Annotated in this window: 27 protein-coding genes, 1 pseudogene and 1 riboswitch; of the genes and pseudogenes, 23 read left to right on the top strand and 5 right to left on the bottom strand. The window is 36.8% G+C overall.

The features are described from left to right. Positions 1-85: 85 nt before the first annotated feature. On the bottom strand, positions 86-958 hold the full coding sequence (locus HZY91_RS08935; RefSeq protein ID WP_197115931.1) for a pneumococcal-type histidine triad protein: 873 nt from the start codon (positions 956-958) through the stop codon (positions 86-88). Beyond that, a complete protein-coding gene (locus HZY91_RS08930) occupies positions 955-1,902 on the bottom strand; it encodes a metal ABC transporter solute-binding protein, Zn/Mn family (RefSeq protein WP_197115930.1) in 948 nt (315 codons plus the stop codon). The genes HZY91_RS08935 and HZY91_RS08930 overlap by 4 nt, the downstream gene beginning before the upstream one ends. 280 nt (positions 1,903-2,182) lie before the next feature. On the opposite strand from HZY91_RS08930, the gene HZY91_RS08925 reads away from it, so the two are divergent. The 6 genes from HZY91_RS08925 to HZY91_RS08900 all read left to right on the top strand — a co-directional run bounded on the left by HZY91_RS08925 (position 2,183) and on the right by HZY91_RS08900 (position 6,438). Beyond that, positions 2,183-2,686, top strand: coding sequence for a methyltransferase family protein (locus HZY91_RS08925; protein ID WP_197115929.1), 504 nt, complete (start codon positions 2,183-2,185; stop codon positions 2,684-2,686). Positions 2,687-2,706: 20 nt separating this feature from the next. Then, entirely contained in the window at positions 2,707-3,180 is a 474-nt protein-coding gene (locus tag HZY91_RS08920) for a GNAT family N-acetyltransferase (protein ID WP_197115928.1), read from the top strand. Between the two features lie 4 nt (positions 3,181-3,184). After that, entirely contained in the window at positions 3,185-3,739 is a 555-nt protein-coding gene (locus HZY91_RS08915; RefSeq protein ID WP_197115927.1) for a histidine phosphatase family protein, read from the top strand. Positions 3,740-4,100: 361 nt separating this feature from the next. Continuing rightward, on the top strand, positions 4,101-4,838 hold the full coding sequence (locus tag HZY91_RS08910) for a methionine ABC transporter ATP-binding protein (RefSeq protein WP_197115926.1): 738 nt from the start codon (positions 4,101-4,103) through the stop codon (positions 4,836-4,838). Continuing rightward, a complete protein-coding gene (locus HZY91_RS08905; RefSeq protein WP_197115925.1) occupies positions 4,831-5,523 on the top strand; it encodes a methionine ABC transporter permease in 693 nt (230 codons plus the stop codon). The genes HZY91_RS08910 and HZY91_RS08905 overlap by 8 nt, the downstream gene beginning before the upstream one ends. 15 nt (positions 5,524-5,538) lie before the next feature. Then, entirely contained in the window at positions 5,539-6,438 is a 900-nt protein-coding gene (locus HZY91_RS08900) for a MetQ/NlpA family ABC transporter substrate-binding protein (protein WP_197115924.1), read from the top strand. 95 nt (positions 6,439-6,533) lie between these two features. Here HZY91_RS08900 and HZY91_RS11035 read toward each other — a convergent pair whose 3' ends face one another. Together HZY91_RS11035 and HZY91_RS11210 are read right to left on the bottom strand one after the other, a co-directional pair. Then, entirely contained in the window at positions 6,534-6,821 is a 288-nt protein-coding gene (locus HZY91_RS11035) for a hypothetical protein (RefSeq protein WP_235991626.1), read from the bottom strand. 138 nt (positions 6,822-6,959) lie between these two features. Further along, positions 6,960-7,088, bottom strand: a pseudogene (locus tag HZY91_RS11210) (TetR/AcrR family transcriptional regulator); the annotation flags it as partial. A 257-nt stretch (positions 7,089-7,345) separates the two neighbouring features. Here HZY91_RS11210 and HZY91_RS08890 point away from each other — a divergent pair. From HZY91_RS08890 to HZY91_RS08860, 7 genes are all read left to right on the top strand, one after another. After that, a complete protein-coding gene (locus HZY91_RS08890) occupies positions 7,346-8,089 on the top strand; it encodes a class I SAM-dependent methyltransferase (RefSeq protein ID WP_197115923.1) in 744 nt (247 codons plus the stop codon). 109 nt (positions 8,090-8,198) lie between these two features. After that, positions 8,199-8,927 (top strand): LytR/AlgR family response regulator transcription factor, encoded by a 729-nt coding sequence (locus tag HZY91_RS08885; protein WP_197115922.1) that lies wholly within the window; start codon positions 8,199-8,201, stop codon positions 8,925-8,927. Continuing rightward, positions 8,920-9,639 (top strand): sensor histidine kinase, encoded by a 720-nt coding sequence (locus HZY91_RS08880; protein ID WP_197115921.1) that lies wholly within the window; start codon positions 8,920-8,922, stop codon positions 9,637-9,639. Before HZY91_RS08885 ends, HZY91_RS08880 begins: the two co-directional genes overlap by 8 nt. A gap of 86 nt (positions 9,640-9,725) precedes the next feature. Further along, positions 9,726-11,543, top strand: a complete 1,818-nt coding sequence (locus tag HZY91_RS08875) for an ATP-binding cassette domain-containing protein (RefSeq protein WP_197115920.1) — start codon at positions 9,726-9,728, stop codon at positions 11,541-11,543. Next, positions 11,543-13,357, top strand: coding sequence for an ABC transporter ATP-binding protein (locus HZY91_RS08870; RefSeq protein ID WP_197115919.1), 1,815 nt, complete (start codon positions 11,543-11,545; stop codon positions 13,355-13,357). The genes HZY91_RS08875 and HZY91_RS08870 overlap by 1 nt, the downstream gene beginning before the upstream one ends. 144 nt (positions 13,358-13,501) lie before the next feature. Then, entirely contained in the window at positions 13,502-13,960 is a 459-nt protein-coding gene (locus tag HZY91_RS08865; protein WP_197115918.1) for a YehR family lipoprotein, read from the top strand. Positions 13,961-14,196: 236 nt separating this feature from the next. After that, positions 14,197-14,415, top strand: a complete 219-nt coding sequence (locus HZY91_RS08860) for a DUF3923 family protein (RefSeq protein WP_197115917.1) — start codon at positions 14,197-14,199, stop codon at positions 14,413-14,415. A gap of 114 nt (positions 14,416-14,529) precedes the next feature. On the opposite strand, the gene HZY91_RS08855 is transcribed toward HZY91_RS08860, so the two are convergent. After that, entirely contained in the window at positions 14,530-15,219 is a 690-nt protein-coding gene (locus tag HZY91_RS08855) for a metal-dependent hydrolase (protein ID WP_197115916.1), read from the bottom strand. Positions 15,220-15,412: 193 nt separating this feature from the next. Between HZY91_RS08855 and HZY91_RS08850 the strand changes: the two genes are divergently transcribed. The 10 genes from HZY91_RS08850 to nrdE all read left to right on the top strand — a co-directional run bounded on the left by HZY91_RS08850 (position 15,413) and on the right by nrdE (position 26,029). Further along, on the top strand, positions 15,413-16,060 hold the full coding sequence (locus tag HZY91_RS08850) for a TetR/AcrR family transcriptional regulator (RefSeq protein ID WP_197115915.1): 648 nt from the start codon (positions 15,413-15,415) through the stop codon (positions 16,058-16,060). Positions 16,061-16,308: 248 nt separating this feature from the next. Then, the gene (locus HZY91_RS08845; protein WP_197115914.1) at positions 16,309-17,538 is read left to right on the top strand and encodes an MFS transporter; all 1,230 of its coding nucleotides are present in this window, start codon (positions 16,309-16,311) and stop codon (positions 17,536-17,538) included. Positions 17,539-17,608: 70 nt separating this feature from the next. Beyond that, the gene (locus HZY91_RS08840; protein ID WP_328752569.1) at positions 17,609-18,283 is read left to right on the top strand and encodes a response regulator transcription factor; all 675 of its coding nucleotides are present in this window, start codon (positions 17,609-17,611) and stop codon (positions 18,281-18,283) included. Continuing rightward, positions 18,280-19,158 (top strand): sensor histidine kinase, encoded by an 879-nt coding sequence (locus tag HZY91_RS08835; RefSeq protein ID WP_197115912.1) that lies wholly within the window; start codon positions 18,280-18,282, stop codon positions 19,156-19,158. Before HZY91_RS08840 ends, HZY91_RS08835 begins: the two co-directional genes overlap by 4 nt. Positions 19,159-19,262: 104 nt before the next feature. Continuing rightward, on the top strand, positions 19,263-20,012 hold the full coding sequence (locus tag HZY91_RS08830) for an ABC transporter ATP-binding protein (protein WP_197115911.1): 750 nt from the start codon (positions 19,263-19,265) through the stop codon (positions 20,010-20,012). A 2-nt stretch (positions 20,013-20,014) separates the two neighbouring features. Continuing rightward, a complete protein-coding gene (locus tag HZY91_RS08825; protein ID WP_197115910.1) occupies positions 20,015-21,985 on the top strand; it encodes an FtsX-like permease family protein in 1,971 nt (656 codons plus the stop codon). A gap of 194 nt (positions 21,986-22,179) precedes the next feature. Then, positions 22,180-22,959 carry a 2-keto-4-pentenoate hydratase gene (locus HZY91_RS08820; RefSeq protein ID WP_197115909.1) on the top strand — a complete coding sequence of 260 codons (780 nt, stop codon included), beginning with the start codon at positions 22,180-22,182 and terminating at the stop codon, positions 22,957-22,959. 11 nt (positions 22,960-22,970) lie between these two features. After that, positions 22,971-23,156, top strand: a complete 186-nt coding sequence (locus HZY91_RS08815; protein WP_197115908.1) for a tautomerase family protein — start codon at positions 22,971-22,973, stop codon at positions 23,154-23,156. 100 nt (positions 23,157-23,256) lie between these two features. After that, a riboswitch (adenosylcobalamin (AdoCbl) riboswitch) is annotated at positions 23,257-23,399 on the top strand. Between the two features lie 87 nt (positions 23,400-23,486). Then, entirely contained in the window at positions 23,487-23,867 is a 381-nt protein-coding gene (nrdI, locus tag HZY91_RS08810) for a class Ib ribonucleoside-diphosphate reductase assembly flavoprotein NrdI (RefSeq protein ID WP_197115907.1), read from the top strand. Further along, entirely contained in the window at positions 23,846-26,029 is a 2,184-nt protein-coding gene (gene nrdE, locus HZY91_RS08805) for a class 1b ribonucleoside-diphosphate reductase subunit alpha (protein WP_197115906.1), read from the top strand. The genes nrdI and nrdE overlap by 22 nt, the downstream gene beginning before the upstream one ends. Positions 26,030-26,050 lie beyond the last annotated feature (21 nt).

The following is a 26,050-nucleotide window of genomic DNA, read 5'->3' as shown; positions in this document are numbered from 1 at the left end:
ATGACAATATAAGTTTTACCGCTTTTATAAATAGCCTTTCAATAAAAATCTCCAGCCTGCTTTTAGTAGCTGGAGATTTTTGTTTTTATTGTTTTTTTAGTTGACGAATATTTTCTTTATGTGATGGGTCAGATAAATAAATGAGGTTTTGTTCGTTTATCTTTACTATAGCTCCACCGTTAATAGACTGTTGGATGTCTTTTTTGTTAAGAGAGTATTCTTGAGGGACTAGCAAGTGGTCGCTGAAGATTCCTGTTTCTGGTATCTTCTCTAAGAAGAGGTAGAAATTTTCTCCATTATAGGCTAGAAACTCTTTCGCAGTTATATAAACAATAATAAATTCTCTATCTTGTTGTGTTGTTATGGATGAATAACTTTGTTCAACTGAGGCAATGAAACGAGCATCCTCTGAAGATTGTAAATCATGTTTAAGAGCGATCATCGCTTGAGCATCGCTAGGATTAACGTCATAAGATTGTAACATTAAATTTTCACTGCTTCGGATGTTGGAGGCTTGTTCGGGATTGTTTAGAAAAACACGAAATTCATTGTCTACTTTGACAATCCATCCTCCATCAATTTTAGAAACTTTATCATCTTCTTTCAGTGTATAGTTATCAGAGACTAATAGTTGTTCCATAAAGATGGAGTCAGTAGGGACGTGACCTGAATAAGAATGGAAATGGTCGCCATGTGACGTAACATAACCTTCTTCATTGATTTTTACGATGATTTGGTCGGCAGCAATTCCCTCATCAAGACTGACTGCTTCTTGATTACGTTTTTCAATTTGAAGGTTTGTTTCATCTTTATCTGCTTGCTTTGATTCTGAACTGCTAAGAGAGACTTCATTCATACTGTGATCTTCTTCAGCTCGAACATAGGCTGGAATGAATATATATATAAGAGTACAAAAGAAAAGGGATAGAATTTTATGAGTATTTTTATATCTTATCATGATAGATCTCCTTCTATTGTGGAATAAAGTGTTTCTATGACTTGTTCTAAGTTTTCAAGAAAAGATAATTGATTCTGAGGATCTGTTTCTAATGGACTGAGTTCAACGACTGTTGTGCCAGTTGCTTCTGAAATAACGCGAGCAGATTTATCAGAAACAGTCGGTTCGACATAAATAGTGTTAACATTGTGATCTTTGACAAATTCTTGGACTTCTACTATTTTTTTTGAAGAGGGTTCAATATCAGAACTTACGCCTGCAATTCCCAGTTGAGTAAGATTAAAGCGGTTAGCTAAATAGGAGAATGCGGTATGTTGAGTGATAAAAGTGCGAGTCGTAAGTTGTGAGAATTTATCTTGATATTTATCGACAAGCAATTGCGCTTCTTCATTGAATTTTTCAGCATTATCTTGATATGTAGCTTGATTATCGGGATCAATTTTTGATAATTGGTCGGCAATTAATTGCGCTTCGAGTCCAGCTTCAATTGGATCTAGCCATGAATGCGGGTCATAAAGTGCTTGAGTATTCATTCCTTCGATCTCATCTATTTCTTCCAAGCCTTGAACTTTTAATAAATCCATGCCTCGGGAGGCTTCTACCATTACGACTTTTGAGTCTCCCATATTGGCTTTAATATTTTGGGTCCAAGATTCGAGGGTATTGGAATGATAGATAAAAATATCGGCATTATAGATAGCTGCAATATCATTTGCTGAAGGTTCAAAACCATGGATTCCTTTGCTAGAGTTGATTACTTTTACGTCATGAGTCTTTCCCACAATCTGCTTAGTGATGGCATACATAGGATAGAAGCTGGTGACAATTTCTAAAGGTTTAGACGAACTATCTTGTGCGTGTATCCTGCTGCCAAAAGGAGATCGGCTAAAAAAGACGGTGAGACTACATAATAATAAAAAGAGCGATAAAAAACGTTTGTTCAAGTAGGTTCCTCCTAAAAATCATATTTCATTTTATACAATAGTAATTATTACTATTAATAAAGTCAAGTTAAATTTTGGGGAAGATAGGGATTAATGATTTAAATAAATAGGCTTTTCTCATTAAAGAAGCTTTAGTGTTAGTGAGGAAATAGTTTTATATTGTTCGGACAATGAGTAAAATAAAGATAGGAGGATGTTAAAGTGACCAATGAAAGTGTATGAGACAATTAAATTTTATGGGGACTTCAAATAAAATATCAATAAAGCAAGGGGCTTGATAATGAACGCTGGTATGTTGAGTGTATTAGTGGTGTTGTTTCGTTTCTTAGTTATTTTAGTGGTGAATCGTCCGTCTTTTCTAGCGATTCAGCGTTTTGCTCCGATGGAAGGAAGCAATGAAAAGATGATATATTGGTTATATCAATTACTTCAAGCTATCCTCCTTGCCTACCCTTTCCTTTTAAAAATTGAATTTAAACTTTTGGGTATTATCGTCATGGGATTTGGAATGGCGGGATTATTTAGAGCAATTCATGATTTTGGTCCTGGTTTAGTGACCCAGGGGATCTATTCGCTGAGCCGTCATCCTATGTATCTTTCTTATTATTTAATCTATGCTTCGATTGCCATTATGACTTCCTCGATGGGCTACGGTTTATTTGTGTTCTTCTTTATCATAGTCAGTCATTTTATTATTCTCTCGGAAGAGAAGTGGTGTCTAGCGAACTATGGTCAAAAATATGTTGCTTATCAACAATCGGTGCCAATGTATATGATATTTTAGCTTTTAGAAAAGGTGATTGAATGCAAATTGTAAAATATGACAAAAAATATAATGAACAGTTTAAGGCTTATCAGTTTGAGGATGATACTTTTGCCAGTCATCCAAGCGTTCTACTAGAAAGATATAAAAATAAAGCAAATATTGAAATTTTTATTGGTTTAAATGAAAAGGGAATGGTTGCATTTGGGATTTTAGATTTTAGTCAAAATCGTTTGGTCTATACAGATCAACAGAATACTGTCTTGATTCGAGGTTTATCTGTTGATGAAAAGCAACGAGGAAATGGCTATAGTCGTCAACTCATGAATTTTTTTATTGATTATATCCAACAGAAAAAACCTGAAATTATTGAAATTGTATTGGCTGTGGAGACTGAGAATGAAGTGGGAAAGCAGCTTTACCGGTCTTTAAATTTTATCGATAGCGGTCGCCGTTTAATGGGGCGATCAGGAGAACAACAAGCGTGGTATCTTAAGGTTGGGAATGAGGGATGATAATTTGAGAAAAATCTATCTAGTTCGACATTCAATTCGTGATTTTGAAGTGAAAAACGAAGAAGCCCCTCTAACAAAAGAAGGTCATGATCTCGCCAGAGATTTAGTTCAATACTTTAGAGGAAAAGGAATAACAGCAATCTATGCCAGTCCCTATCGACGTGTGGTTCAAACATTGGAACCTACTGCTAAAGATTTGGGACTGCCCATTATCCGAATAGAAGATTTATGTGAACGATCTGTTGGAGAATGGGTCAATGATTTTGATCAGTTTGCTTGGAAACAATGGCAAGATCCTCATTATAAACTAACGACAGGTGAGTCTTTACATGAGGTTCGAGAAAGAGTGGTTCCCGCATTTGAGAAAATCCTTCATTCGAATTCATCTAGCATCATGATTGGAGGACATGGGACAGCTTTGAGCGTCTTGCTGAATCATTACACTGAGGGGGGGTTTGCATATGATGAGTTCAAAATGATGACAATGCCAGATGTTTATTTGCTTGAAATAGAAGGTACCGAACTACGATCACTTGAAAGGCTGTTGTTTTTTAGATAAAATTAATTATTCTTTTAATGGTTAGCCCTACACATTTAGTGGCTAACCATTTTGTGTTTTGTTAAGGCAACTTTAATAAGTGATTTTAAAGTTCAAAACGATATATTGATCAGTTATTTTAACCAACGATTTGGACCTGAGTGTTGTTTGGGAGAGTTGGGGAAGAAGGAGGGGGAGCATTTGTAGAAGTGTTAGGCAAACATAACTTTTTGTTGATGAAAAGTTTGATAAAAGAGCTAGCATTATTTGTTAGTAATCCTTTATTTAAAGTTATTTATAGAGATTACAATATTGTGAAATATAATTGACTATGTTATGATTTATTGGTGTGTTTGACTGTTGCGTAAAGGGGTGAGGATGATTGATTGAATTGATAAACGTGAGTAAATCTTATTTATCCAATCATGAAAAGGTGGAAGCAGTCAAGGAAATAAATTTAAATATTGAAAATAATGAGATTTTTGGCATTGTAGGTGAGAGTGGTGCCGGTAAATCAACTTTATTAAGATTTATTAATTTATTAGAGAAACCAGATGAAGGCCAAGTCCTCGTTGATGGAGTCGATTTACTGGGCTTAAGCAGGCAACAATTAAATTTGCAGCGAAAATCAATGTCGATGATCTTTCAACATTTTAATCTATTGAATAATAAGACGGTCGCGGATAATATTTTACTTCCTTTGGAACTTCATGATTATCGAGACACAATGGATTTAGATGAGGTTTTAGATTTTGTGGATTTGAAAGCGCATAAATCCCACTACCCTAGCCAGTTATCAGGGGGACAAAAGCAACGTGTAGGGATAGCACGAGCTTTGATTACTAAGCCCAAGGTTCTGCTTTGCGATGAACCCACATCGGCATTGGATGTGATGAGGACTTCAGAAATTATTCAATTATTACAAAGAGCTCATCATGAATTGGAAATGACGATTGTGTTAGTAACACATGAGCTTGATCTAATTCGTAGATTGTGTCATCGAGTAGCGGTGGTCGATCAAGGACAGCTGATTGATATTGTCGAAAACCATGTTCTTCATTCAGAAGACTATCCTAATTCTTATTACGAGAGTGTCTTGGAGGTGTTGAGAAATGATTGATCAACAATTTCTCGAGCGCTTGATCGAGTATAGTCCTAAGTTATTAGAAAGTTTACAAGAAACGACAATCATGATGGGGCTAGCCACGGTAGCAGCTCTTTTATTGGGGTTACCTTTAGGGACGACTCTATTCTTAACCAGTCCAAGTCAAAGCTTAAGCGAGAGTGTTTGGGCTAGGGTGATACATCAGATTTTGAATTTATTTGTGAATATTATTCGATCGTTCCCCTTTCTTTTATTGGTGGTAGCGATGCAACCGATTATTAGGCAGTTCTATGGCCGTGCAACAGGCGATCCAGTGGCCGCCTCTTTTCCAATGATGTTAATAGCCATTGCATTGTATGCGCGCTTTGTAGAACAATCTCTTCACGATATTCCAAAAGGAGTCAGTGAGTTAGCGGAATCGATGGGGGCGAGTCAATGGGAATTAGTTGTAAAGTTTCTTTATGTAGAAGCTCGATCTTCATTGGTCATTGGTTTCACAACAGCCTTTGTGAGCTTTCTCTCTTACTCTACTATTATGGGAGTGACAGGAGGTGGTGGGATTGGCGACTTCGCAATCCGTTATGGCTATCAACGCTATGAAACGGATATCATGTATGTTGCGGTTGTCGTTATAATTATAATGGTTCAGGTTTTACAATGGTTAGGTTTTAAGTTGGCCCGTCTCATAGACAAAAGATAATCAAGGAGGATTTATATGTTTAAAAAATTAGCAACAGCTTTATTAGCAATCGGTTTCTTTGCTTCTACAACTACACTTGTAGGGGCTCAAGAGGATGATAAGGTCTTAAAGATTGCTTCACATATGCCACCAATGACTGATATTGTGGAAATTGCAGCAGAAGTGATTGAAGAACCTTATTCAATTGAATTAGTGGAAGTTTCAGATAATATTCAATATAACGAGGCGGTTCTTAATGATGAAGCCTTTGGTAGTTTTGCTCAGCATCGTCCTTTTATGGAAATGTTTAATGAGGAAAGAGAGGGCGATTTAACAGCGATTCAGCCCGTTTATAATGCGATTGTTGGTTTTTATTCGCCTGTTTATCAATCAGTTGAAGAAATAGAAGAGGGAGCAGAAGTGGCGATTCCATCTGATCCAACGAATGAGGCGCGTGCTTTATTTGTGTTAGCTCAACATGATTTATTGAAGCTGGATGAAGAAGCAGGTCTCTTCCCAACAGTGGATGATATTACTGAAAATCCTAAAAATTTAGAATTTACTCATATTGATTTATTAAACTTAACAGGTGCTTATGAAGATGGTGTAGAATTAGTGTTTAACTATCCAACTTACATTGCTTCGATTGATTTAACGCCTGAAGATGCTCTAATTTTAGAAGAGGATGAGGAAGATACTTTTGCGATTACTTTGGTGATTCGTGAAGCGAATCTTGACAGTGAGGCTAGCAAAGCCTTACAAAAAGCCTTTGCTTCTCAAGAAGTTTATGATTTTCTAGATAAATTAGCTGCAGAAGGTCATTTAAAACCAGCTTTTGAAGTAGAGGGGGATCAAGAGAACTCGACTGCTTCAGAAGAGGACTCAGCTGTTTCGGAAGAAAATTCAAGTGAAGAAGAAACAACAGTTGAAGAGTAAGATAAAAATCAATAGAAAAGGGATCCAGCTTGATAGTTGGATCCTTTTTTTAGTTGAAGAGATAATTTGCTATTGTTTGAATGAGTAGCGATTGTCTATTTCTTTTGATTGACAATTCCTCTGATAAAGTATTCCACTAAAACTTGTAAACTTTCATTAAAATGCGGAAGATTTGATTTATCTATCTTGGTATCGAGTGCATATAATAATTCGTAAACTTGAATTAATTTTTTAATTTCGGAGTCTGAATAGCCTAATTCAACTAATTTTGTTTGAAAGGTTTCAAATAAAAAGTGATGAAAGGGGTATTCTTTTCTTCCCTGATCTGAATTGTAATAATCTTTCATCAGGTGGTTGATGGCCTCATTATTCCACTCAGCCATGATTTTATTATCTACTTGTTCCAAATGAGAGAGACGAAAGAGAGCTTGGATAATTGTAATGGGATCTCCTTGCCAATCAATTTGTGATTTGATCCGTTCACGCAGTTGATTATTTTCTTGTATATAGACTTGTAAGAAGATATCTTCTTTAGAATCATAATATTTATAGAAAGAACCCGTTGCAATTCCGGCTCTTTCAGTAATTTTAGAGATATTTGTTTTTTTGTAGCCTAGCTCTTTGAAGGTATGATGAGCAGCCTCTTCAATTAAAGCTTTTTTGTTGATAAGAGTTCCTCCTTTCCCTGAACAAAAAATGAAACTTATTCATAATGTATCAGAATTTCTAGTAAGTGTACAGTTTTGAATAGTTTCTGATGAGTGGCGAACGTTTAAAATGAGGGGGATGTGAGTTAGGGCTGGCGAGCATATTTTGTTATAATGGTGAAAAGAGTAAAAGGGGTGTTCGATATGTTGTTATATCTATTAGCCTCTCCTGAATAAAAATTAAACAAGGAGGGAATCAGATGTTAAAGATGACAAGTGAACAATGGGCAGAAGATTTTTATCGAGAGCAGATGCGGACACTTCAAGAGTTGGGAGTTCTTACAGAGGAGGATGTTGAACCCTTAGCAAGAGAACTTCTTGAGCAAGCGGGGCGAAGCATTCAAAGTTGTTTAGATTTAGGAGCGAGTACGGGTCATGTGGGACAAGCGCTGGCTAAGAGCGTTCAGCAGGTGACGACGATTGAATTGGTTCCGGAATTAGTTGCCAAGGCTAAAGAGCATAATCCCCAGAATATTAGGGCTTTAACAGGCAGTTTTTATCATCTTGATTTGAAAGAGGAGTTTGATTTAATTACATATCTTGATGGATTTGGTTTGGGAGATGATGATGAGCAGTTATGGTTATTGAAACGAATTAGGAATTGGGTGGCTGATCAAGGAGTTGCCTTAATCGATATTTACAATCCTGACTACTGGCAAAAAGTTAAAGGGCAGGCTATGAATTTCTCTGAAATAAAGCGCGTTTATGATTATGAGAATTCAACGAATTGTATGATAGATCGTTGGTCTTATTCTGACGGTAAAACGTATCAACAAACATTGAAATGTTATACCCCTGATCAAATTTTTGAGCTTTGTCGGAAAGCTGAATTAAAAGTTGAGGCTTATTTTCCGAATGGACGGATGGATTATGAGGAGATGAGTTACATTGAAACGGCTTCCCTCTCGGACTGTATGTCTTATCGTATAAAAATTGTGAAATAAATTTAAACTTCCAGCTCGATTCAGCTGGAAGTTTTTTGAAATCGTTTGCTAGTTTAGGCGAAAAATTTGCTATAATATGAATGAAATATGGGGAGGAGGATGATGATGCATGCAAACGATACAAATAGTCCTAGCGGATGATGAAGCCATCCAAAGAAAAAACATGACTCGTTTGATTGAACAAGCATGTCAGTCTCTGCAATTAACCCCCATTATCCATCAATTTGAATCAGGGGAAGCTTTCTTATTTGCTTTAGAAGAGCATCCTGAGTGGCAAATTGCCTTTCTAGATATTGAAATGGCTGAGTTGAATGGCATGGAAGTGGCTCATAAAATTTGTGAACAAGCGCCTTATCTTCAGATTGTGTTTGCAACGGCTTTTGCAGAATATGCAGTCGAAGGCTATCAAGTTGATGCCTTAGACTTCTTGTTGAAGCCGATTAAGCTTGCGGCAGTGGAACGGGTGTTAGCTAAGTACTTAATGACGGCTTCTAAGACGGAGAAATATTTTATCGTGGAGGATCGACAGGGTCAGCAACATGTCATCGAGATGGATGAACTCTTATCTGTCGAAGTCAACAAACGTGAATTGCGTTTAAATTTAGGAGCTCAGGAGCTTTTCATTAACGGAACGCTTGCTAATTTTAAAGATCAACTGGATCAACGCTTTGTGGCACCGCATCGAAGTTACCTCGTAAATTTGAATCATGTTGAGAGTATCGGAAAAGAAGATATTCTATTAACCAATAATGAAAAAGTTCCTATTTCTCGACGTTTAGTCAAAGAAGTCCAGAAAGCCTTTATAGAACATTATAAAGAGGAGGCTTTTTATGGCTAAGTACGTCATAATATTTTTAATGATTGCTTTAGTGGCTTCTTTTTGGTTGAATGGAAGATTACGTTATGACTTACGTTTTCAGCAAATACAGCAGAAAGAGTTAGATAGCTATGCATTAGAGGTAGAATCGGTTTATCGGCAGATGCGAGGGATTCGCCATGATTATCGAAATCATTTGCAAGTGATGGATGCTTATATTGAAGCATCTGATTTTTCGGCGCTCTCTCATTATATTCAAGAATTAACGAATGAAATGAACCAAGTGGATACGATTATTCGAACGGGTAATACCTTGATCGACGCTTTAGTGAATACGAAATTAAGCAGGGCACAAGCAGCTGGGATTGAAATTTATGCAACGGCGATTGCCCCTAAAGACCTAAGTATTGCGAGCACGGATTTAGCTGTGATCTTAGGGAATTTATTAAATAATGCGCTTGAGGCAACACAGAATCAAAAAGATTTGTCTCACTCATTTATTAGGTTGTATATCGCTCCTTTAAAAAACACGCTTTATATCAGTATTCAAAATACAATGGCTCAAGAACCACGGCGAGGTTTTCTATCATTGAAAGGACCTAATCGACAGGGGTACGGTTTGAAACGGATCGATGCAGCGGTGGAGAAGTATCAGGGAATTGTTAATCGCCAGTGGGAGGAAGGGGTCTTCGCTACGGAAGTCACTCTGCCATTGATGATTAACCATTCATAACAAAATAATGACCATTCATGCACTTTCGGATTAGAAGGTGCATTTTACATTCTATAATGTGAGCAAGAAAGCGAGAGGTGATTTAATTGAAAGAAAAATGGCAAACCTTGAAATTTTTAGTGAAGTTGTTATGGAATGATGATAAACGTTTCTTTGTGATCTATCTTTTAGATATGATACTAACCGTTGTAATGCCAATTTATCAGTTATTTGTATCTGTTCAATTGATTTCTGTGTTAAGGAACGACATAACGTTAAGAAGTTTTGTCCATACACTTCTTCTATATATGGGAATTTTGATTGTACTAGAAGTGTTAAAATCTTACACTGTAACCTTTCTTGAAAAACATGGCGAAAGCTTTAGAATTTCCGTTAGTGGCGAAGTATTATATGCAAGGATGAAGTTGGATTATCCGCTCTTGGTCGGATCCAAAGCGACTGAATTATTTAATAGTGTTACACGATCTTTAGATCATCCCGAAGCAGCTCTAAATGGTACGATCAATTCTTTTAGTAAATTACTTATTTCATTATTTTCAGTTTTAGTTTATATCGGTTTTTTAGTAAAGTTAGATTTAAACTTTTTATTGTTAATCATGGTCTTATTGTTAGGGTTGATTGGGATTAAGCACTTTCAAAATAAGTTAGTGAGCAAAAATCATGGTCAACGAGTGGCGAATGAAACTAAATTGGAATATTTGAACCATACAATGGGAGACCAAAGAATAGCAAAAGATGTTCGTTTGTATTCGATGAGTTCTTGGTTTAAGAATATTCAAAATCATCTTTTAAGTGAGTTTGAGGCGATCATTTACCCTGAAAATCAGCTCGCACGACTAGAAGGAGTCTTTGTACTTTTAATGCTGCTGATCATGACAGCATTGGCGTATTACCAAAGTATCGAAGAAATTAAACAAGGTCATATTGAAGTTCAAAATTTTGTCGTCTATGCTAGTATGGTTCCTATGCTCACTACCAGTCTGGCGAATTTTATCGATGCCACTGCAAAATTTATACAACATAATAGCAAATTAGTAGATATTTACCGGTATTTTCACCAAGAATCTGTGCTTAATCATCAATCAAATTCCCCAATACCAAACGAAATTGAAAGTATAGAGTTTCGAAATGTTTCATATACTTATCCGAATGCCGAAGAGGCTGTTATTAATCAACTTAATCTTAAAATCAGTGGTAATGAAAAATTAGCCATTGTGGGAGAGAACGGCGCCGGAAAAACGACACTTATAAAATTGTTATTGGGTTTATTGAAGCCGAGTCATGGGCAGGTCTTAATTAATAATCAAGAGGTTTCGAAGTTGAATATTGAAGACTATTATCATCTATTTGCGCCAGTCTTTCAGGATAATTATTTATTTACTTTGACGATTAAGGATACGGTTCTACAAGGTTATCCCTTTGATCAAGAGAAATATCAAACGGTCTTGAAACAAAGCGGATTAGACCAAGTGATTAAAGATTTATCTAAAGGAGACCAAACGGGGATCGTTCGTCAAGTTGATCACGAAGGAGTCTACTTATCAGGAGGACAGTTACAAAAGTTGAAGTTAGCCCAGGCTCTTTACAAAGATGCTCCGGTGTTGGTCTTAGATGAACCGACTGCAGCTCTAGACCCAATTAGTGAAAGTGAAGTTTACCAGAACTATTTGCAATTTTCGAAAGGAAAAATGGCCTTGTTTATTTCACATCGCTTGGCATCTACTCAATTTTGTGATCGAATCATTTATTTGAGAAAAGGTCAGGTGATTGAGGAAGGAAACCACCAATCATTATTAGCTTTAAAAGGGGCTTATTATCACTTATTTGAAACCCAAGCCTACTATTATCGCGATGAAATTGAGGAAGCGCCAGAAGAAGTCATTATGGAAGGGGGGATTATCTAATGAATAAGAAGCAGTTGTTTATTAGGACGTTTAAAGATGTTTGGAAGATTGGTAAAGGAGCTTTTCTTTATCAGTTGATGACTTCCTTGTTGGTGGGGGCTGTCCCTTTTCTAAATTTTATCTATTTATCTAAAATAGTGACCACTCTTGCCCAAGGTCGTTTCGATGAAGTTTATACCTATGTTTGGCATTATTTACTTCTCTTTTTTACGGTGAACTTTTTAGCAAGTTGGCTTCAACCCATTGCTTCGAAGAAGGATCAATTAGTTAAGAAAAAAATATTAGCGGTTCCTTATGAGAAGATATTGACGACGAATTTTCACTATGCAGATGATTCCGAAACGAAGGAAAAGCTCTTTCAAGTACATCGAGACCAGTTTAATAATGGGTCGAGTTTTCATCTAATCTATCAGCATTTTTACGGATTGATAAGAAATGCGGCTAATTTATTCTATGCCCTGTTACTATTATGGCCCCTTTGGCAAGCTAGGGCTCACGAGACAATAAATGGTCTCCATCCGTATTTTATGAATATCATTTTGATCATAGTCGTTGTTTTGGTTGCTGTATTTCAAACTTACTTATCTCAGAGAACCATGCAAGGAGTAAATGAGTTAGCAGAATGGTTGGTAAAAGCGAATAATTTATTTTCTTATTTTTATATCACCTTGATAGAAGTTGAAGCAGGAAAAGAAATTAGACTTTACCATTTATATCATAGAGTGAGAGATACAATGGAGCGCTTTTTTTCTGAATTATCAACTTTTCAGCGCGTGTATTATGGTGGCTTTGGTAGGGTGCGTTTAACGAATCATGTAGGATCACAGATTGTTACAAGTTTTGTATATCTCTTAATTGGAATTCGAGTAATTCTTGGAAATATGCCCATCGGAATGTTGATTCAGATGATAGGAGGAATTGGGCAATTAATGTCGGCTTTAGTGGACACCCTGAATTTCCTGACTCTTTTTGCACAAACGGCCCCGATGGAACGATTCTATGAAATTATGGATCTTCCAGATGAGAATGCTAAGGGATCTATTCCGATTGAAAAGCGCTTAGATAATCATTATCAATTATCGGTTGAAAATTTATCCTTTACGTTTCCTGGTAGTCAAGAGCCAACGTTGAAGAATATAAGTGAAGAGTTTGAAATTGGGAAGCATTATGCCATTGTGGGTGAGAATGGCTCAGGTAAAACAACTTTTATTAAATTACTGATGCGTTTGTATGAACCAAACCAAGGCAAAGTTTTCTTGAATCATATTGAGGCAGATAAGTATTCACTGAGCGAGTTTTATCAATTGTTCTCCGTTGTTTTTCAAGATTTTCGCTTGCTAGGATTGACCATTGCAGAGAATATCGCAGTCCATCCCAACTATGAAGCGGATAGAGTTCGAAATTCTTTGGAAGAAATTGGTTTGACTTATTTCACTGATTCTCTTGAAGAAGGGGTCAATACTTATTTAGGAACAGAGTATGATGAGAATGGGGTTGAAGTGTCGGGAGGACAGGCACAAAAGATTGCAATGGCACGTGCGATCTATAAAGATGCACCGATCATGATCTTGGATGAACCAACGGCTGCACTAGATCCTGTGGCTGAGTTTGAAATCTATCAGAAATTTTCGGAGATTGTTAAAGACAAAACGGCTTTTTATATTTCACATCGCTTATCTAGCTGTCGCTTTTGTGATGAGATTCTCGTCTTTGATCAGGGGAGCATTATTCAGCGAGGCACTCATGAAGAGTTAGTTAAAGAAAGGGGGAAATATCAAGACCTATGGCAAGCTCAAGCTCAATATTACCAATAGAGTGATATTTCTAAATGCATAGACGATGCTCACCGTTTTAATTAGTGAACGGAAAAAGAATAATTAATTGATCCTAATATTAATAAATGATAAAATTTAACCTATCAATAATTAATTATATTTAATTTTGAAAGGATGATTTTGATGAAAAAAATTTTTTCGTTGTTGACTGTCATGATGGCTTTTATTTTACTGACTGGTTTTACAAGTGGTAAAGATGATTTAAAAGAAAAAGTATTTGTGGGCGAAGTAGATGGCATGGAAATAGAATTAACTTATTACTATAAAGGGGATCAGGTCTTAAAGCAAAAGACTGTCAATAAGTTAACCTATGAATCTCTTGGAGTTGAAGATGAAGAAGGAGCAAGAGAAATACTTGATCCAATCTCTGAAACCATGCAAGATACAGAAGGATTGAAAGAAAAATTGGACTATAAAGATGATCATGTGATTGAAACAGTCGAATTAGATTTTGAAAAAGGCGATATTAATGAATTAGCAGAAGTTGCCAACCTCGAGACTGAAGGCGATTTAGATGAAGGAATAAGTATGAAGAAAAGTGAAGAGTTTCTATTAGAACAAGGCTTCAAAGAGAAAAAATAAAAAAACGCCTTCACTATTGAAGGAAATTATTGATCGGGTTCGACTTTTCAAGTCGGACCTTTTTATATTATGGCATCAAAGCTTTATATGGGATTCATAATAAGAGAATGGTTGACTTACATAGGAGCGAAGTAATCTGATGTTCGGTCTTTGGGCGGATCCTATTCACTCTTAAGTGTTTTATTCTAATGTATAAGATGATAACAGTTTAGAAGTTCAAAGTGAGGAGGGGTCCTATGAAAAATTGGATACGTGTCAATATTGGATGGTTAGTTTTATTTATCATTTCATCGATTTATATTATGGTCAGAGAAGTCGATTCCATGGGGACCATTCAAACCCCTGAGATGAAGTTGTGCCAGATGATGATTGTGATCGGCTTTTTTAGTTTAGTGGCTTCGCTTCGAAATGCTTGGCACCAAAAAATGAATGTACAGCAAACAAACGAAGTATAAAATATCGCAAAAGTTTTTTTCTTTTGCGATATTTTTGTATTCATTGAAGAGTGAGTCAATAAATGAGACTTAGTTATGGTGTTAGAGAGACGGGTTTTGTGTTAGTAGAAGTTTTTAATGGTTATTGAGGTCAAAGCTTTCGCCAATGGATGGAATAAAGCCTTGATTTTCATCTAAAGAATTAACAAAGGCTTGTGGATCTTGTTCGATTAGTGGGAAAGTGTTGTAATGAATGGGGACCACTTTCTTAGCTTGGAGCCATTGTGCAGCTAATTTTGCATGTTCAGGCCCCATGGTATAATTATCGCCGATTGGGATGAAGGCGAGGTCAATGTCATAGAGTTTGCCATAGAGACTTAAATCGGAGAAAAGTGCAGTATCTCCTAAATGATAAAGTGTTTTATTCTCTATTTCTAAGATAATACCAGTGGCTAATCCAAAGGTAAAAGGCTTATCATCAATCCAAAGTGAAGAGCCATGAATCGCTTGAGTGAGCGTCACTTTACCAAAATCAAATGGATGACTTCCTCCTGGTTGCATGCCATGTACTCGGACTCCTTGATTTTCAAGATAGTCAGCAAGTTCCAAAACGGTGATGACTAAGGCATCATGTTGCTTTGCTAGCTCAAGGGTATCCCCAAAATGGTCAGAGTGAGCATGGGTTAATAGAATCACATCTACTGCTAATTGTTCAGGCTTTATTTGACAGAAAGGATTGCCATTGATAAAGGGATCAATAATAAGACGTGTTCCTGTTTCTGTAACGATATGAACGACAGCGTGTCCGTAATGAGTAATTTGCATGAAGAATCCTCCTTTTAGGATGTATTTAACGAAGTGGCACGACTATATATTAAATTATGGCAGTTAAGTTAAATTTATACAACTGAGGAGAGCGTTAAAATAGATTGAAATTTACTGGGTGAAAAAAGCTTGACACAAAATAGGATTACTTGTATATTGAACATACCGATGGTATGTTATAGGGGGCGAGCCGATGTCACGTGAGGGAACGGGAGAAGATTCTAGAAGGCAAATTTTAGAGGTTGCTGCAAAGCTCTTTTTTGAAAAAGGCTATGACAATACAACAATACAAGATATTGTAAAGGGTCTAGGTGGAATGACTAAAGGAGCTGTTTATCACCATTTTAAATCGAAGCAGGATATTTTTGAACAAGTGATGGAGTCTTTCTCAAGAGAAAGTGAAAATGAAGTGGTGGAGGGTGATACGGGATTAGATAAAATTAAAGCGCTACTTGTTCGTGAATTTTTGGAAATGGAGAAGCAGGCAATTGGTTATTCAGGTCGTGTGTTATTACAGACACCGCGAATGATCGGAGAGCAGTATAAAGCAAGCTTTGATGAAGGGGTGCCATTGATCGAAGCCTACATACACGAAGGGATAGAAGATGGATCGATTAAGACCGAATTTCCCCGTGAAGTTGCTGAACTTTTGATGGTGACTTTTAACCTTTGGATGGGGATCCAGATGGGGACTTATTCTAGTGAGGAAGCCAAGAGGAAGCTTGTTTTCTTTCAGAAAATATTTGATTCGATGGGAATCCCAATCCTTGATGAGCAAGTAATGAATGCTGCTAATCAATTAATCGACTACTTAAAAAATTATCAACGCAATCTTTTGTAGATCATAATCAGCTTTTCGAGGCTGATTATGTTTCTGAGCTAAACATACCAGCGTTATGTAACGCTGGTTATAATTCCCTCCGTAACATACTATCGGTATGTAATGTTGTTGCCGAACACTCTTTAGTTAATAAGAAGCGATTCTTCCTATGTTCAGACATAAACAGTAAAAAATTAAGGGAATTTGATCTTGATTGAGAGATTTACTTCTTAAAAAGATCAGCTTGCCATTCATCAATGGAGGAAAATATGAAAAATATATCAACTTTACTTTTAGTGGCTAGTCAATTTTTTTCGGTGATTGGTTCCTCTTTGGGACAATTTTTAATTCTTTTGTATATATTAGATCACAGTCACTCTGCTACAAGTTTTGGGACGTCAATGGCTGTGATCTCATTAGGGCGATTATTAGCTTTGCCTTTTGGTGGAGTGCTAGCGGATCGGTTTAATCAGAAAAAATCAATGCTGCTACTAGACACATGTTATTTATTCTTGACGATAGTATTGATATTTTTTATGGATATCTCAACTCATTATGGTGGTTTGTTTTTGATTATTTTTGTTCTTGGAATGCTTTCAGCATTTGAAACGCCGGTGGTTCAAGCGGTTCTACCTAAATTAGCACAAGGAGATTCATTAATTAAAGTTAATAGTATGATTTCGGCAATTGGTCATCTCGGTATTATCTTAGCACCAGTTATGGGGGGGAGTTTTTATGGCGTGTTTACAATGAAGATTAACTTATTCATTTGTTGTACGTTATTTGTTTTTGCGTTGAGCTGTGAAGCCCTGCTTAAAATTGAATCAGAAAATGTTAAACAGCAGCAATCTTCAGTGATTCAAATGGATAGAAATGATTTGAAGGAAGCTGCTAACTATCTTTCAGCCAAAAAAATTATTTTGCAGGTTACACTGTGTGCGACTGTGTTAAATTTATTGATAGGGTCGATGATCCAAACCTTGATTCCTTATATTGCTAGAGTCTATTTAGGGGTCGGGAATATAGAATATAGTATATTAAATATAAACTTTGGTTTGGGAAGTCTGTTAGGAGCGATCATTTATGGAGCTTGGTCTAAGAAATTGGCAAGAAAAAATCTCTGGTTCTTACTTTTCTTGTCAGGTATTTGTATGATGGTTGTTTCTTATGCGCTCATGCAGAGACTGAGTCCCACCAATAGTTTCTGGATAATGAATGGGGCTATTAGTTTAACTTTAATTATGTTCTCAATGATTTCAGTTCATTTAATGAGTTATGTACAGGTTAAAAGTCAGCCTGAGTTGATCGGGAGGGTGATGTCCTTTGTCTTCTTTCTTTCAATGTTAATGACGCCAGTTGGACAGTCCCTTTATGGCTGGTTAGCTGAAACCATTAATGCTCAATCGCTATATATACTCGTTTTAATCGTCGGTATTATAACGATTCTCTTAAGTATCTTGATTAAACCGCTTATGAAAAAAATAAGAATGAGTGTTTAATTTAGTTGATGTGGAAGCCTTTACTTTCTAGTATAATAGCTTTAATTAGGAGGTGGGACTTTTGAAAATAATGATTATTGAAGACGATAAAGTTATCCGACAAGAGTTAAAAAAGCAATTGGAAATGTGGGGGTACGAGATTGTGCTGGTGGAAGATTTCTATCAGATTATGCAAGATTTTCATCAATCAGATCCTCACTTGATTCTTTTAGATATTAATTTACCAAGTTTTAATGGTTATCACTGGTGTCAAGAAATTCGTAAGGAGTCTCAAGTACCGATTCTTTTTATCAGTTCGCGAACTGATAATCTCGATCAGATTATGGCCATGCAGATGGGAGGAGACGATTTTGTGCAGAAACCCTTTGATATTCCGGTGCTGATTGCTAAAATTCAAGCTGTTCTGCGTCGTACTTATGATTTTGCTAACCAAGTGAGTGAAGTTTTTTCAATCGATGCTAATAAATTAGATTTACGTCAGGCAACACTCAGCAATCCAGAAGGTACGGTAGAATTGACACAAACAGAAATGCTTATTTTACATTCTTTATTTAGTCATCCTAATCAATTTGTTAGCCGAGATGAATTGATCGAAGCCTGTTGGCAAGGAGATCATTATATCGATGAGAATACTTTATCGGTTAATATTTCTCGTCTTCGTAAGAAAATGCGGGAAATTGGTTTGGAAGGGTTCTTAGAGACGAAGAAGAATGTAGGCTATCGATTAGTTGAGGGAGAAAGATGATTGATTTTTTGAAGAAGCAGACATTAGTATTTACAATGGTGGGCTGGGCCTTGTTAGTGTTTACGTTGATTTTTTTCCTAATGCAATTGCCCTTGTATGGTTTGTTGCTTGGAAGTTTATTAATTCTTTTTATTTTGATGATAGCTTTAATTCTGGAATGGACGCATTATAAAAAGAAAATCAATCTAGAAGAAGAAAATCAATGGCTTAAAGATGAGATAAAAAGCTTAAAAGAACAGCGCAGTTCAAATATGAAAGAAATGGAATCCTACTTTATTCTATGGATTCACCAAATGAAAACTCCTATTACGGCAGCCAAATTATTACTCGCTAATAGTAAAAACCAGACACTCACTTCTCTTTTATTAGATATTGAAAACTATAGTCATTTGGCGATGAGCTATTTAAAGTTGACCCATCCTGATCCAGATATGCTCATTACCAAAGTCAAGATGGATGATTTGATCAAACCCCTATTGAAAAAATATTCGCCTGTCTTTATTCAGACCAAGACAAAGTTAGACTATCAACCTATTAGGGTAGAGGTTATTACGGATGCCAACTGGTCGCAGTTAATGGTAGAACAAGTCTTAAATAATGCTTTGAAATACAGTGAGGGGAAAAGGATTTCGATTTATTTTAAAGATCATTATTTGACGATTGAAGATCAAGGACCGGGGATTAGCCATGAGGATTTACCTAAAATTTTTGATAAAGGCTATGCTGGTTTTAATGGAAAGTTAAATGAGAAGTCGAGTGGCTTGGGTCTTTTTATTGTAAAAAGCATTGCACAACGTTTGGATCAAAAAGTATCGGTCGAATCTCAGTATGGTCATGGAAGTAAATTTACAATTTCGTTTAAGTTAGCTGACTAACTTACAGAATTGTAAGCTTGTTGTTAGATTAGATGAAGGCAAGGCAAGCGTCTTATTTATAGAATAAAGACATCAATAAAAAAACTATGAAATGAGGCGTTGAAATGTTATTAGAAGTTCAAAATGTCAAAAAAGTCTATGGAAATAAGGACAATCAAACGCTTGCTTTGAGGGATATTAATTTAGGTGTGAATACAGGAGAATTTGTGGCGATTATGGGAGAATCGGGCTCAGGTAAATCAACCTTGCTAAATATTATTGCGACGCTTGATTCGCCAAGTGAAGGGCAAGTTTTAATTAATGGAACCAATACGAGTCGCTTATCAGAAAGTGAAGTGGCTAAATTTCGGCGGGAACGCTTAGGATTTGTTTTTCAGGATTTTAATGTTTTAGATACTTTATCAAATCGTGATAATATTCTCTTACCTATGGTTTTATCCAATATGAAAGCTGATATTATGCAAGAGGAAGTGGAACAAATCGCACCTCTTCTAGGAATCCAGGATTTGTTAGATAAATTTCCGTATCAAATTTCTGGGGGGCAATGTCAAAGGGTAGCGATCGGAAGAGCGATTGTGACACAACCCGATATTCTCTTGGCTGACGAACCAACAGGCGCCTTAGATTCTAAATCATCGGAAATGATTATGGAATTGTTTCAGAAAATCAATCAGAATCGGCAAACGATCTTGATGGTGACTCACTCGATAAAGGCTGCTGCTTACGCAAGTCGAGTCCTCTTCATAAAAGATGGCATTGTTTATCATGAAATTTATCGAGGAAATGATGATCTGCAAGAATTTCAGCAAAGAATTTCAGATTCACTCTCTGTCTTGAGTAAAAGGGGTGAATAGCGATGCAGGGATCTATTTTATGGAAATTAAGTAAACAGAGTCTTTTAGCTCATAAAAAAACGACCGTTCCCTTTGTATTGGCTACCTCTATTTTAACGGGCCTTCTTTATATTATGATTTCCTTATTGGACAATGATTATGTACAAAATCGTCATGAAGTGTTACCGATGATCATCACGATGGCTGTAGCGATAAGTGGCTTGTTTACTTTCATTTTTGTGACCTATGCGGGTCTCTTCATTGCCAAACACCAATACAAAGAAATCGGATTATATAGTGTGTTAGGGATGGAGAAAAAACACTTAAGAGCGATGGATCGGATTAAATTGTTAATAGAATACCTTATTGTGATGGTAATTGGGTTACCGGGAGGCTACCTGTTTGGTCATTTGGTGTTTCTCTTCTTGAATCGATTGATGGCTAATACCGGCACAGGCATCATGGATTATCCATTTAGTGTTAGGGCTTGTTTAATCGTGCTTATCTTAATGGGAACCCTGTTTCTTATGATTCATATTATGGCGTCGGTAAAACTATCGATATCAAATCCAGTTGCTTTGATTCAGTCTAGTAGTAAAGGGGAAAGCGAGCCGCGCTCTAATTGGTTAGCCTTACTAATTGGTTTAATCGGAGTGGGAACAGGCTATTATTTAGCTTTAACGAGTGAAGGGTTTATTTCCTCTATTGGAACAATCTTTGTAGCGGTTATATTGGTAGTGATTGGTAGTTTCTTTCTAGTGGGGTCGCTCAGTATTTTTGTTCTGAGAAGCTTGAAACGCCGTCCTAACTACTTCTATCAAGCCCAAAATTTTTTATCTGTGTCGGGGATGCTTTACCGGATGAAAGCCAATGCCGTAAGTTTAACGGGGATAAGTATTTTATGTGCTGGGATTCTGATGATATTAGGGATGACGGTGTCGACCTATCGCTCGATGGAATTAGCAGCAGATGATGCCTTGCCAGCAGATTATCAAATTTACTTCCCTGAGGCTAGCACGACTGGCGAAATTGATCAAGCTCAATTAGATCCAATAGTAGAGGACCTTTCAAAAGTCGTTCAAGTTAAGCAAGTTACCCCTTTTGTTGGTTATGGGGCTTCGGTTCAAATGGAAGGTAATGTGGTTTCTAAATTTCAAAGTCAAGGGATGATGGGGATCGCAAAAGTCATGCCAATTGAAGACTATAATAAGGCTTATAGCGAGAATCTTCAGTTGTCTGCTGATAGTATCGGGATGATTTCTAATCAAAAAGAATACAATGATTATGCTTCCATTGTTTTTCTAGATCAGGAACGGAAGGTTCAATCATTACCTAGTAAATATTTGGAGAAGAATATTCCTATTGATCAATTTCTATTCGTGGTTCCTTCTACGATTTCTTTAGAAGAGGTTTGGGAACACTATCCGACAACGGATTTTAAAACAGGGGAGAGTTTACCTTTTGATCTAACTCGGAGTGTGAATGTTCAAGCTGAAGGTTCATTTGCTGAAGTTCAAGATCAGGTAGATGAGATTGCTGCGAAACACAAAGTAGGGATTGCAAGTAAAGAGGCCATTCGAAAAGAGATGTATGAATTAAATGGGGGAGCGCTGTTCTTGGGAATTCTGGTGACCATTGTCTTGTTAGTAGGTGTTTTCCTCATGATTTACTTCAAGCAGATTTCAGAAGGTTATCAGGATCGTCGAAATTATCAGATTATGAAGCAGGTAGGCTTGCCAAACGCCATGATTAAAAGAACGATTCGATCACAAATCATCTGGCTCTTTGGTCTGCCAATAGGGATCGCCCTGCTGCATTTACTGGTGTCTTCACGCCTAATCTTTAATATTCTAGCCTTAGTAGGAGTATTTGATCGTGCTTTGTTTGTTAATAGTAATGTCATAGTAGCGGTTGTTTTCTTGCTTGCCTATTTCTTAATGTATAGCATCACCTCTCGTACCTACTATCAAATTGTGAACAATGAAGAAAGATAAGGCCTTTAATCTTCTAAAAAGCTTATTCCTCAATGAGTGGGTAAGCTTTTTAGCTTCTTATAATTTGTATAATGTTGGTTGTTTTTTCCTCTCAATCTAATTAGTTGTGTAAGATAATTTACTTGCTATAATAGATTTATATGGATGGTAAAAGCGTTATCATGGCGTTGTAAAGGCATATTAGGAGGAAAGACATGGAGAAAAATTATCAAGCAGTGGCTGATTATGTGTTTGAGGGACAAAAGAATCGAAAAGAAATCACCAAAATCACAAAAGACCTTGCAAAAGATTATACGGTAGAGGACGCTTATAAGGCTCAGGAGGTTCTGTTAGACCTATGGAAGAAAGAAGGCGCTAAACTTCTTGCTCCAAAAATGGGACTGACTTCAAAAGCTAAATGGGATCAAATGGGAGTTGATTCTCCTATTGTGGGCTATATTTTTGAAGACATGATCGAAACGATGAATGAAATCCAATTTGATCGTTATATTCATCCAAAAGTTGAACCTGAAATTGGGATTGTTCTTAAAAAGAATTTAAAAGGCAATGATCTAACGATTCAAGATGTATTGGATAATATTGATTATGTATTTTCATGTGTGGAAGTGATTGATAGCCGTTATGAAAATTTTGATTTCGATTTGGTGTCGGTGATTGCGGATAATACGTCTGCAGCCGGAGCTGTATTTGGCAATGAAAAAACGGATCCCAAAGCCTTTGACTTATCAAAAGAGACAGTTAAATTATATGTAAATGATGAGATTTATGCTGAAGGTGATGGATCAGCTGTCTTAGGTCATCCGGCAGAAGCAATAGTGGCCTTAGCCAAACATTTAAACCAGTATGGAGAAGAAGTGAAAGCAGGACAACCGATTATGACAGGTGGGATTACGGCTGCTCCATTGATTCAGCCAGGTGATAAGATTAGGGTAGAATATGATCATTTACAAAACTTAGAGATTACAGTTCGATAAGGAGGACGATTATGCCATTTGTCAGAATTCAATTAAAAGAAGGACGCACTGCGGAACAGAAGCAAGAGTTAGCTCAAGCGATAGTAGAAGCCATGGAACAACAAAATTTTGCACCGGCTGAGAATGTTAGGGTAATTTATGAAGAGATGGCTCCTGAAAATTTTTATCCAGGCGACCTGTTTAAAAAAGAAAACTAAACACTATATATAGGGGTTTGTTTGGGTTTGACACAAAATGTTGTGCTGAACTTCTTGCTTCTAAGGATCAACTCTGCTAGACTATTTATGAATTCGCTCAAGACAATTTCATACGACCTTTAACAATGGAATCCAGTGTAAATCTGGAACGGTCCCGCCACTGTGAAGCCTTCAGGCTAAGTCAGATCTTTTGTTACAGGTTGAGATGCTATTAATATTTCGAGGCAAAATATTAAGATCCCTAAAGGGGCAGACCATGCCTTTTTAGGGATTTTTTTATTGAATGAAATATATTGCGAATCAAAAAAAAAGTTAAAAGGAATGTGAAAAATGATTTATTACCAGTCTATAATCGGTAATACACGAGAGTTTGTACTTAAAACTGGAATTGATCACTGTGAAATAACTCCAGAGAATTATGACTTTATTGAGGTAGATGAAGCTTTTATATTGGTAGCTCCTACTTATGCGTCTGAGACGACCTATATTATGTCAGAATTTCTATCTTCTTATCAAAACTATCGATATTGCCAAGGAATATTTGGGGGAGGCAACCGAAATTTCATGGATTTATTTTGTTATACGGCGAAGAATTTAGCAAAAGACTTCGCTCTTCCCTTGCTTCATTTGTTTGAATTTCAAGGGAATTCCCATGATGTGAACCAATTGATAAAGGAGCATGAAAATTTATGTCAGAATTTAAGCAAGTAAGTATCCAAGAACCTGTTTCATATTTTGAATTGAATAATCAGTTGAATATTCCGATTGATGGACAAATACCATTAGAAAAGGATCAAGAGGCTGTTCGAGCTTATTTTATTGAGCATATTAATCCGAATACGGTATTTTTTCATCATTTGGAGGAAAAGCTAAACTATTTAATTGAGTGTGATTATATTGAAGAAGAGGTTGTTTCTGCTTATGATTGGGAGTTTATCCAGCGATTGTTTAAACATCTTTATCAACAGAAGTTTCGCTTTAAGAGTTTTATGGGAGCTTTTAAATTTTATACTCAATATGCCTTAAAGACACGAGATGGGCAGCGTTACTTAGAACGTTACGAAGATCGGATTGCTTTGATGGCTCTCTATCTCGGACAAGGTGATCCAGATTTAGCATGGAAAATTGCAGATGAGCATATTCATCATCGTCTGCAAATGGCAACTCCCACTTTTCTAAATGCTGGAAAAAAAGCCAGAGGAGAAATGGTTTCATGCTTCTTATTAGATGTACAGGATAATATGGAATCGATTGGACGAAGCATTAACTCTGCACTCCAGCTCTCTAAACGCGGTGGGGGTGTGGGGATTAACTTGACTAATTTGAGAGAAGCAGGATCTCCTATCAAAGGGATTCAAAATGCCGCTTCAGGAGTGGTTCCTGTGATGAAATTATTTGAAGATGCTTTCTCTTATGCCAATCAATTAGGGGCTCGACAAGGAGCGGGAGTTTGTTATCTATCTGTCTTTCATCCAGATATTTATGCTTTTCTATCCACTAAGAAAGAAAATGCTGATGAAAAGGTCAGAGTAAAGACCTTATCTTTAGGTATCATTGTTCCAGACCAGTATTACCATTTGCTAAAAACGAACCAGCCAATGTATTTGTTTAGCCCTTATGATGTAGAACGTGAGTATGGTTTGCCTTATGCTTATGTCGATATCACGGCTGAATATGACAAGATGGTCGAAAATCCTAATATTCGAAAATATCAAATAGCTGCTCGTGAATTGGAACAAGAAATTTCAAAACTCCAGCAAGAATCTGGCTATCCTTATGTCATCAATATTGATACGGTAAATCGGGCGAATCCTATCGCAGGCCGTGTGGTAATGTCGAATCTTTGTTCAGAAATTTTCCAAGTTCAAGAGCCTTCTATTCTGAATGAAGATCTTTCATATAAGCATGTAGGAGCCGATATCTCTTGTAATCTGGCGTCGACAAATATTCTTGAAATGTTGAAAGGTAGCGATTTTGAAGCTTCGGTTGAAACAGCCATTCGGGCCCTGACTCAGGTGTCAGATTTAAGTCAGATCCGCTCAGTTCCAACGGTTGAGCGAGGTAACCAAGACTATCATTCAGTTGGATTAGGAGCGATGGGGCTCCATACGGCGCTCGCTTATCATCGCATTCCATATGGATCAGAGGAATCTTTAGAATTTACAGATCTTTATTTTCGCTGCTTAAGATTCTATGCACTTAAAGCGTCTAATAAAATTGCCCTTGAAAAAGGAACGACTTTCAAGGGATTTGAATTCTCAGCTTATGCGGATGGAAGCTATATTCAAGAACATTACTTAGATCAAGCGGATGTAGAGATTCGGTCTGATAAGGTAAAAGAAATTTTTAGCAAGGTGGCAATTCCTAGGTATGAAGATTGGTTGGCTTTAAGTCAAGAGATTCAGGCGGGAGGCCTCTATCATGCATATTTATTAGCAGTAGCCCCCACCGGCTCCATTTCCTATATTAATGAAACGTCTTCTTCTTTGCATCCAATTGTGCAGAAGGTTGAGCATCGTCAAGAGGGACAAGTAGGTGCTATTTTTTACCCGACTCCTTACTTATCGAATGAAACCATGAATTATTTCTGTTCAGCTTATGAAATGGATCAACGGCAAATCATTGATGTGTATGCTCAAGCTCAGAGACACGTGGATCAAGGGATGTCACTGACTCTCTTTATGAAGTCGGATCTACCAACCGGTCTTTATGAGTGGAAGCAAGGAGGAACGACTAAGATGACCACTCGTGATCTTAACCGATTGAGAAATTATGCGTATGCTAAAGGAATTAAATCCTTGTACTATGTTAGAACTTTTACGGCAGATGAGGAATTGATAGGTGCGAATGATTGCGAATCATGTACGATATAAGAGAGGGGATAGAGGATGTCA

The organism is Facklamia lactis (assembly GCF_015863205.1).
In the GTDB taxonomy this organism is placed as follows: Bacteria; Bacillota; Bacilli; order Lactobacillales; family Aerococcaceae; genus Facklamia; species Facklamia lactis.
Note: the sequence above shows the minus strand (reverse complement) of the source record. Positions and strands in the feature narration are given on the sequence as shown.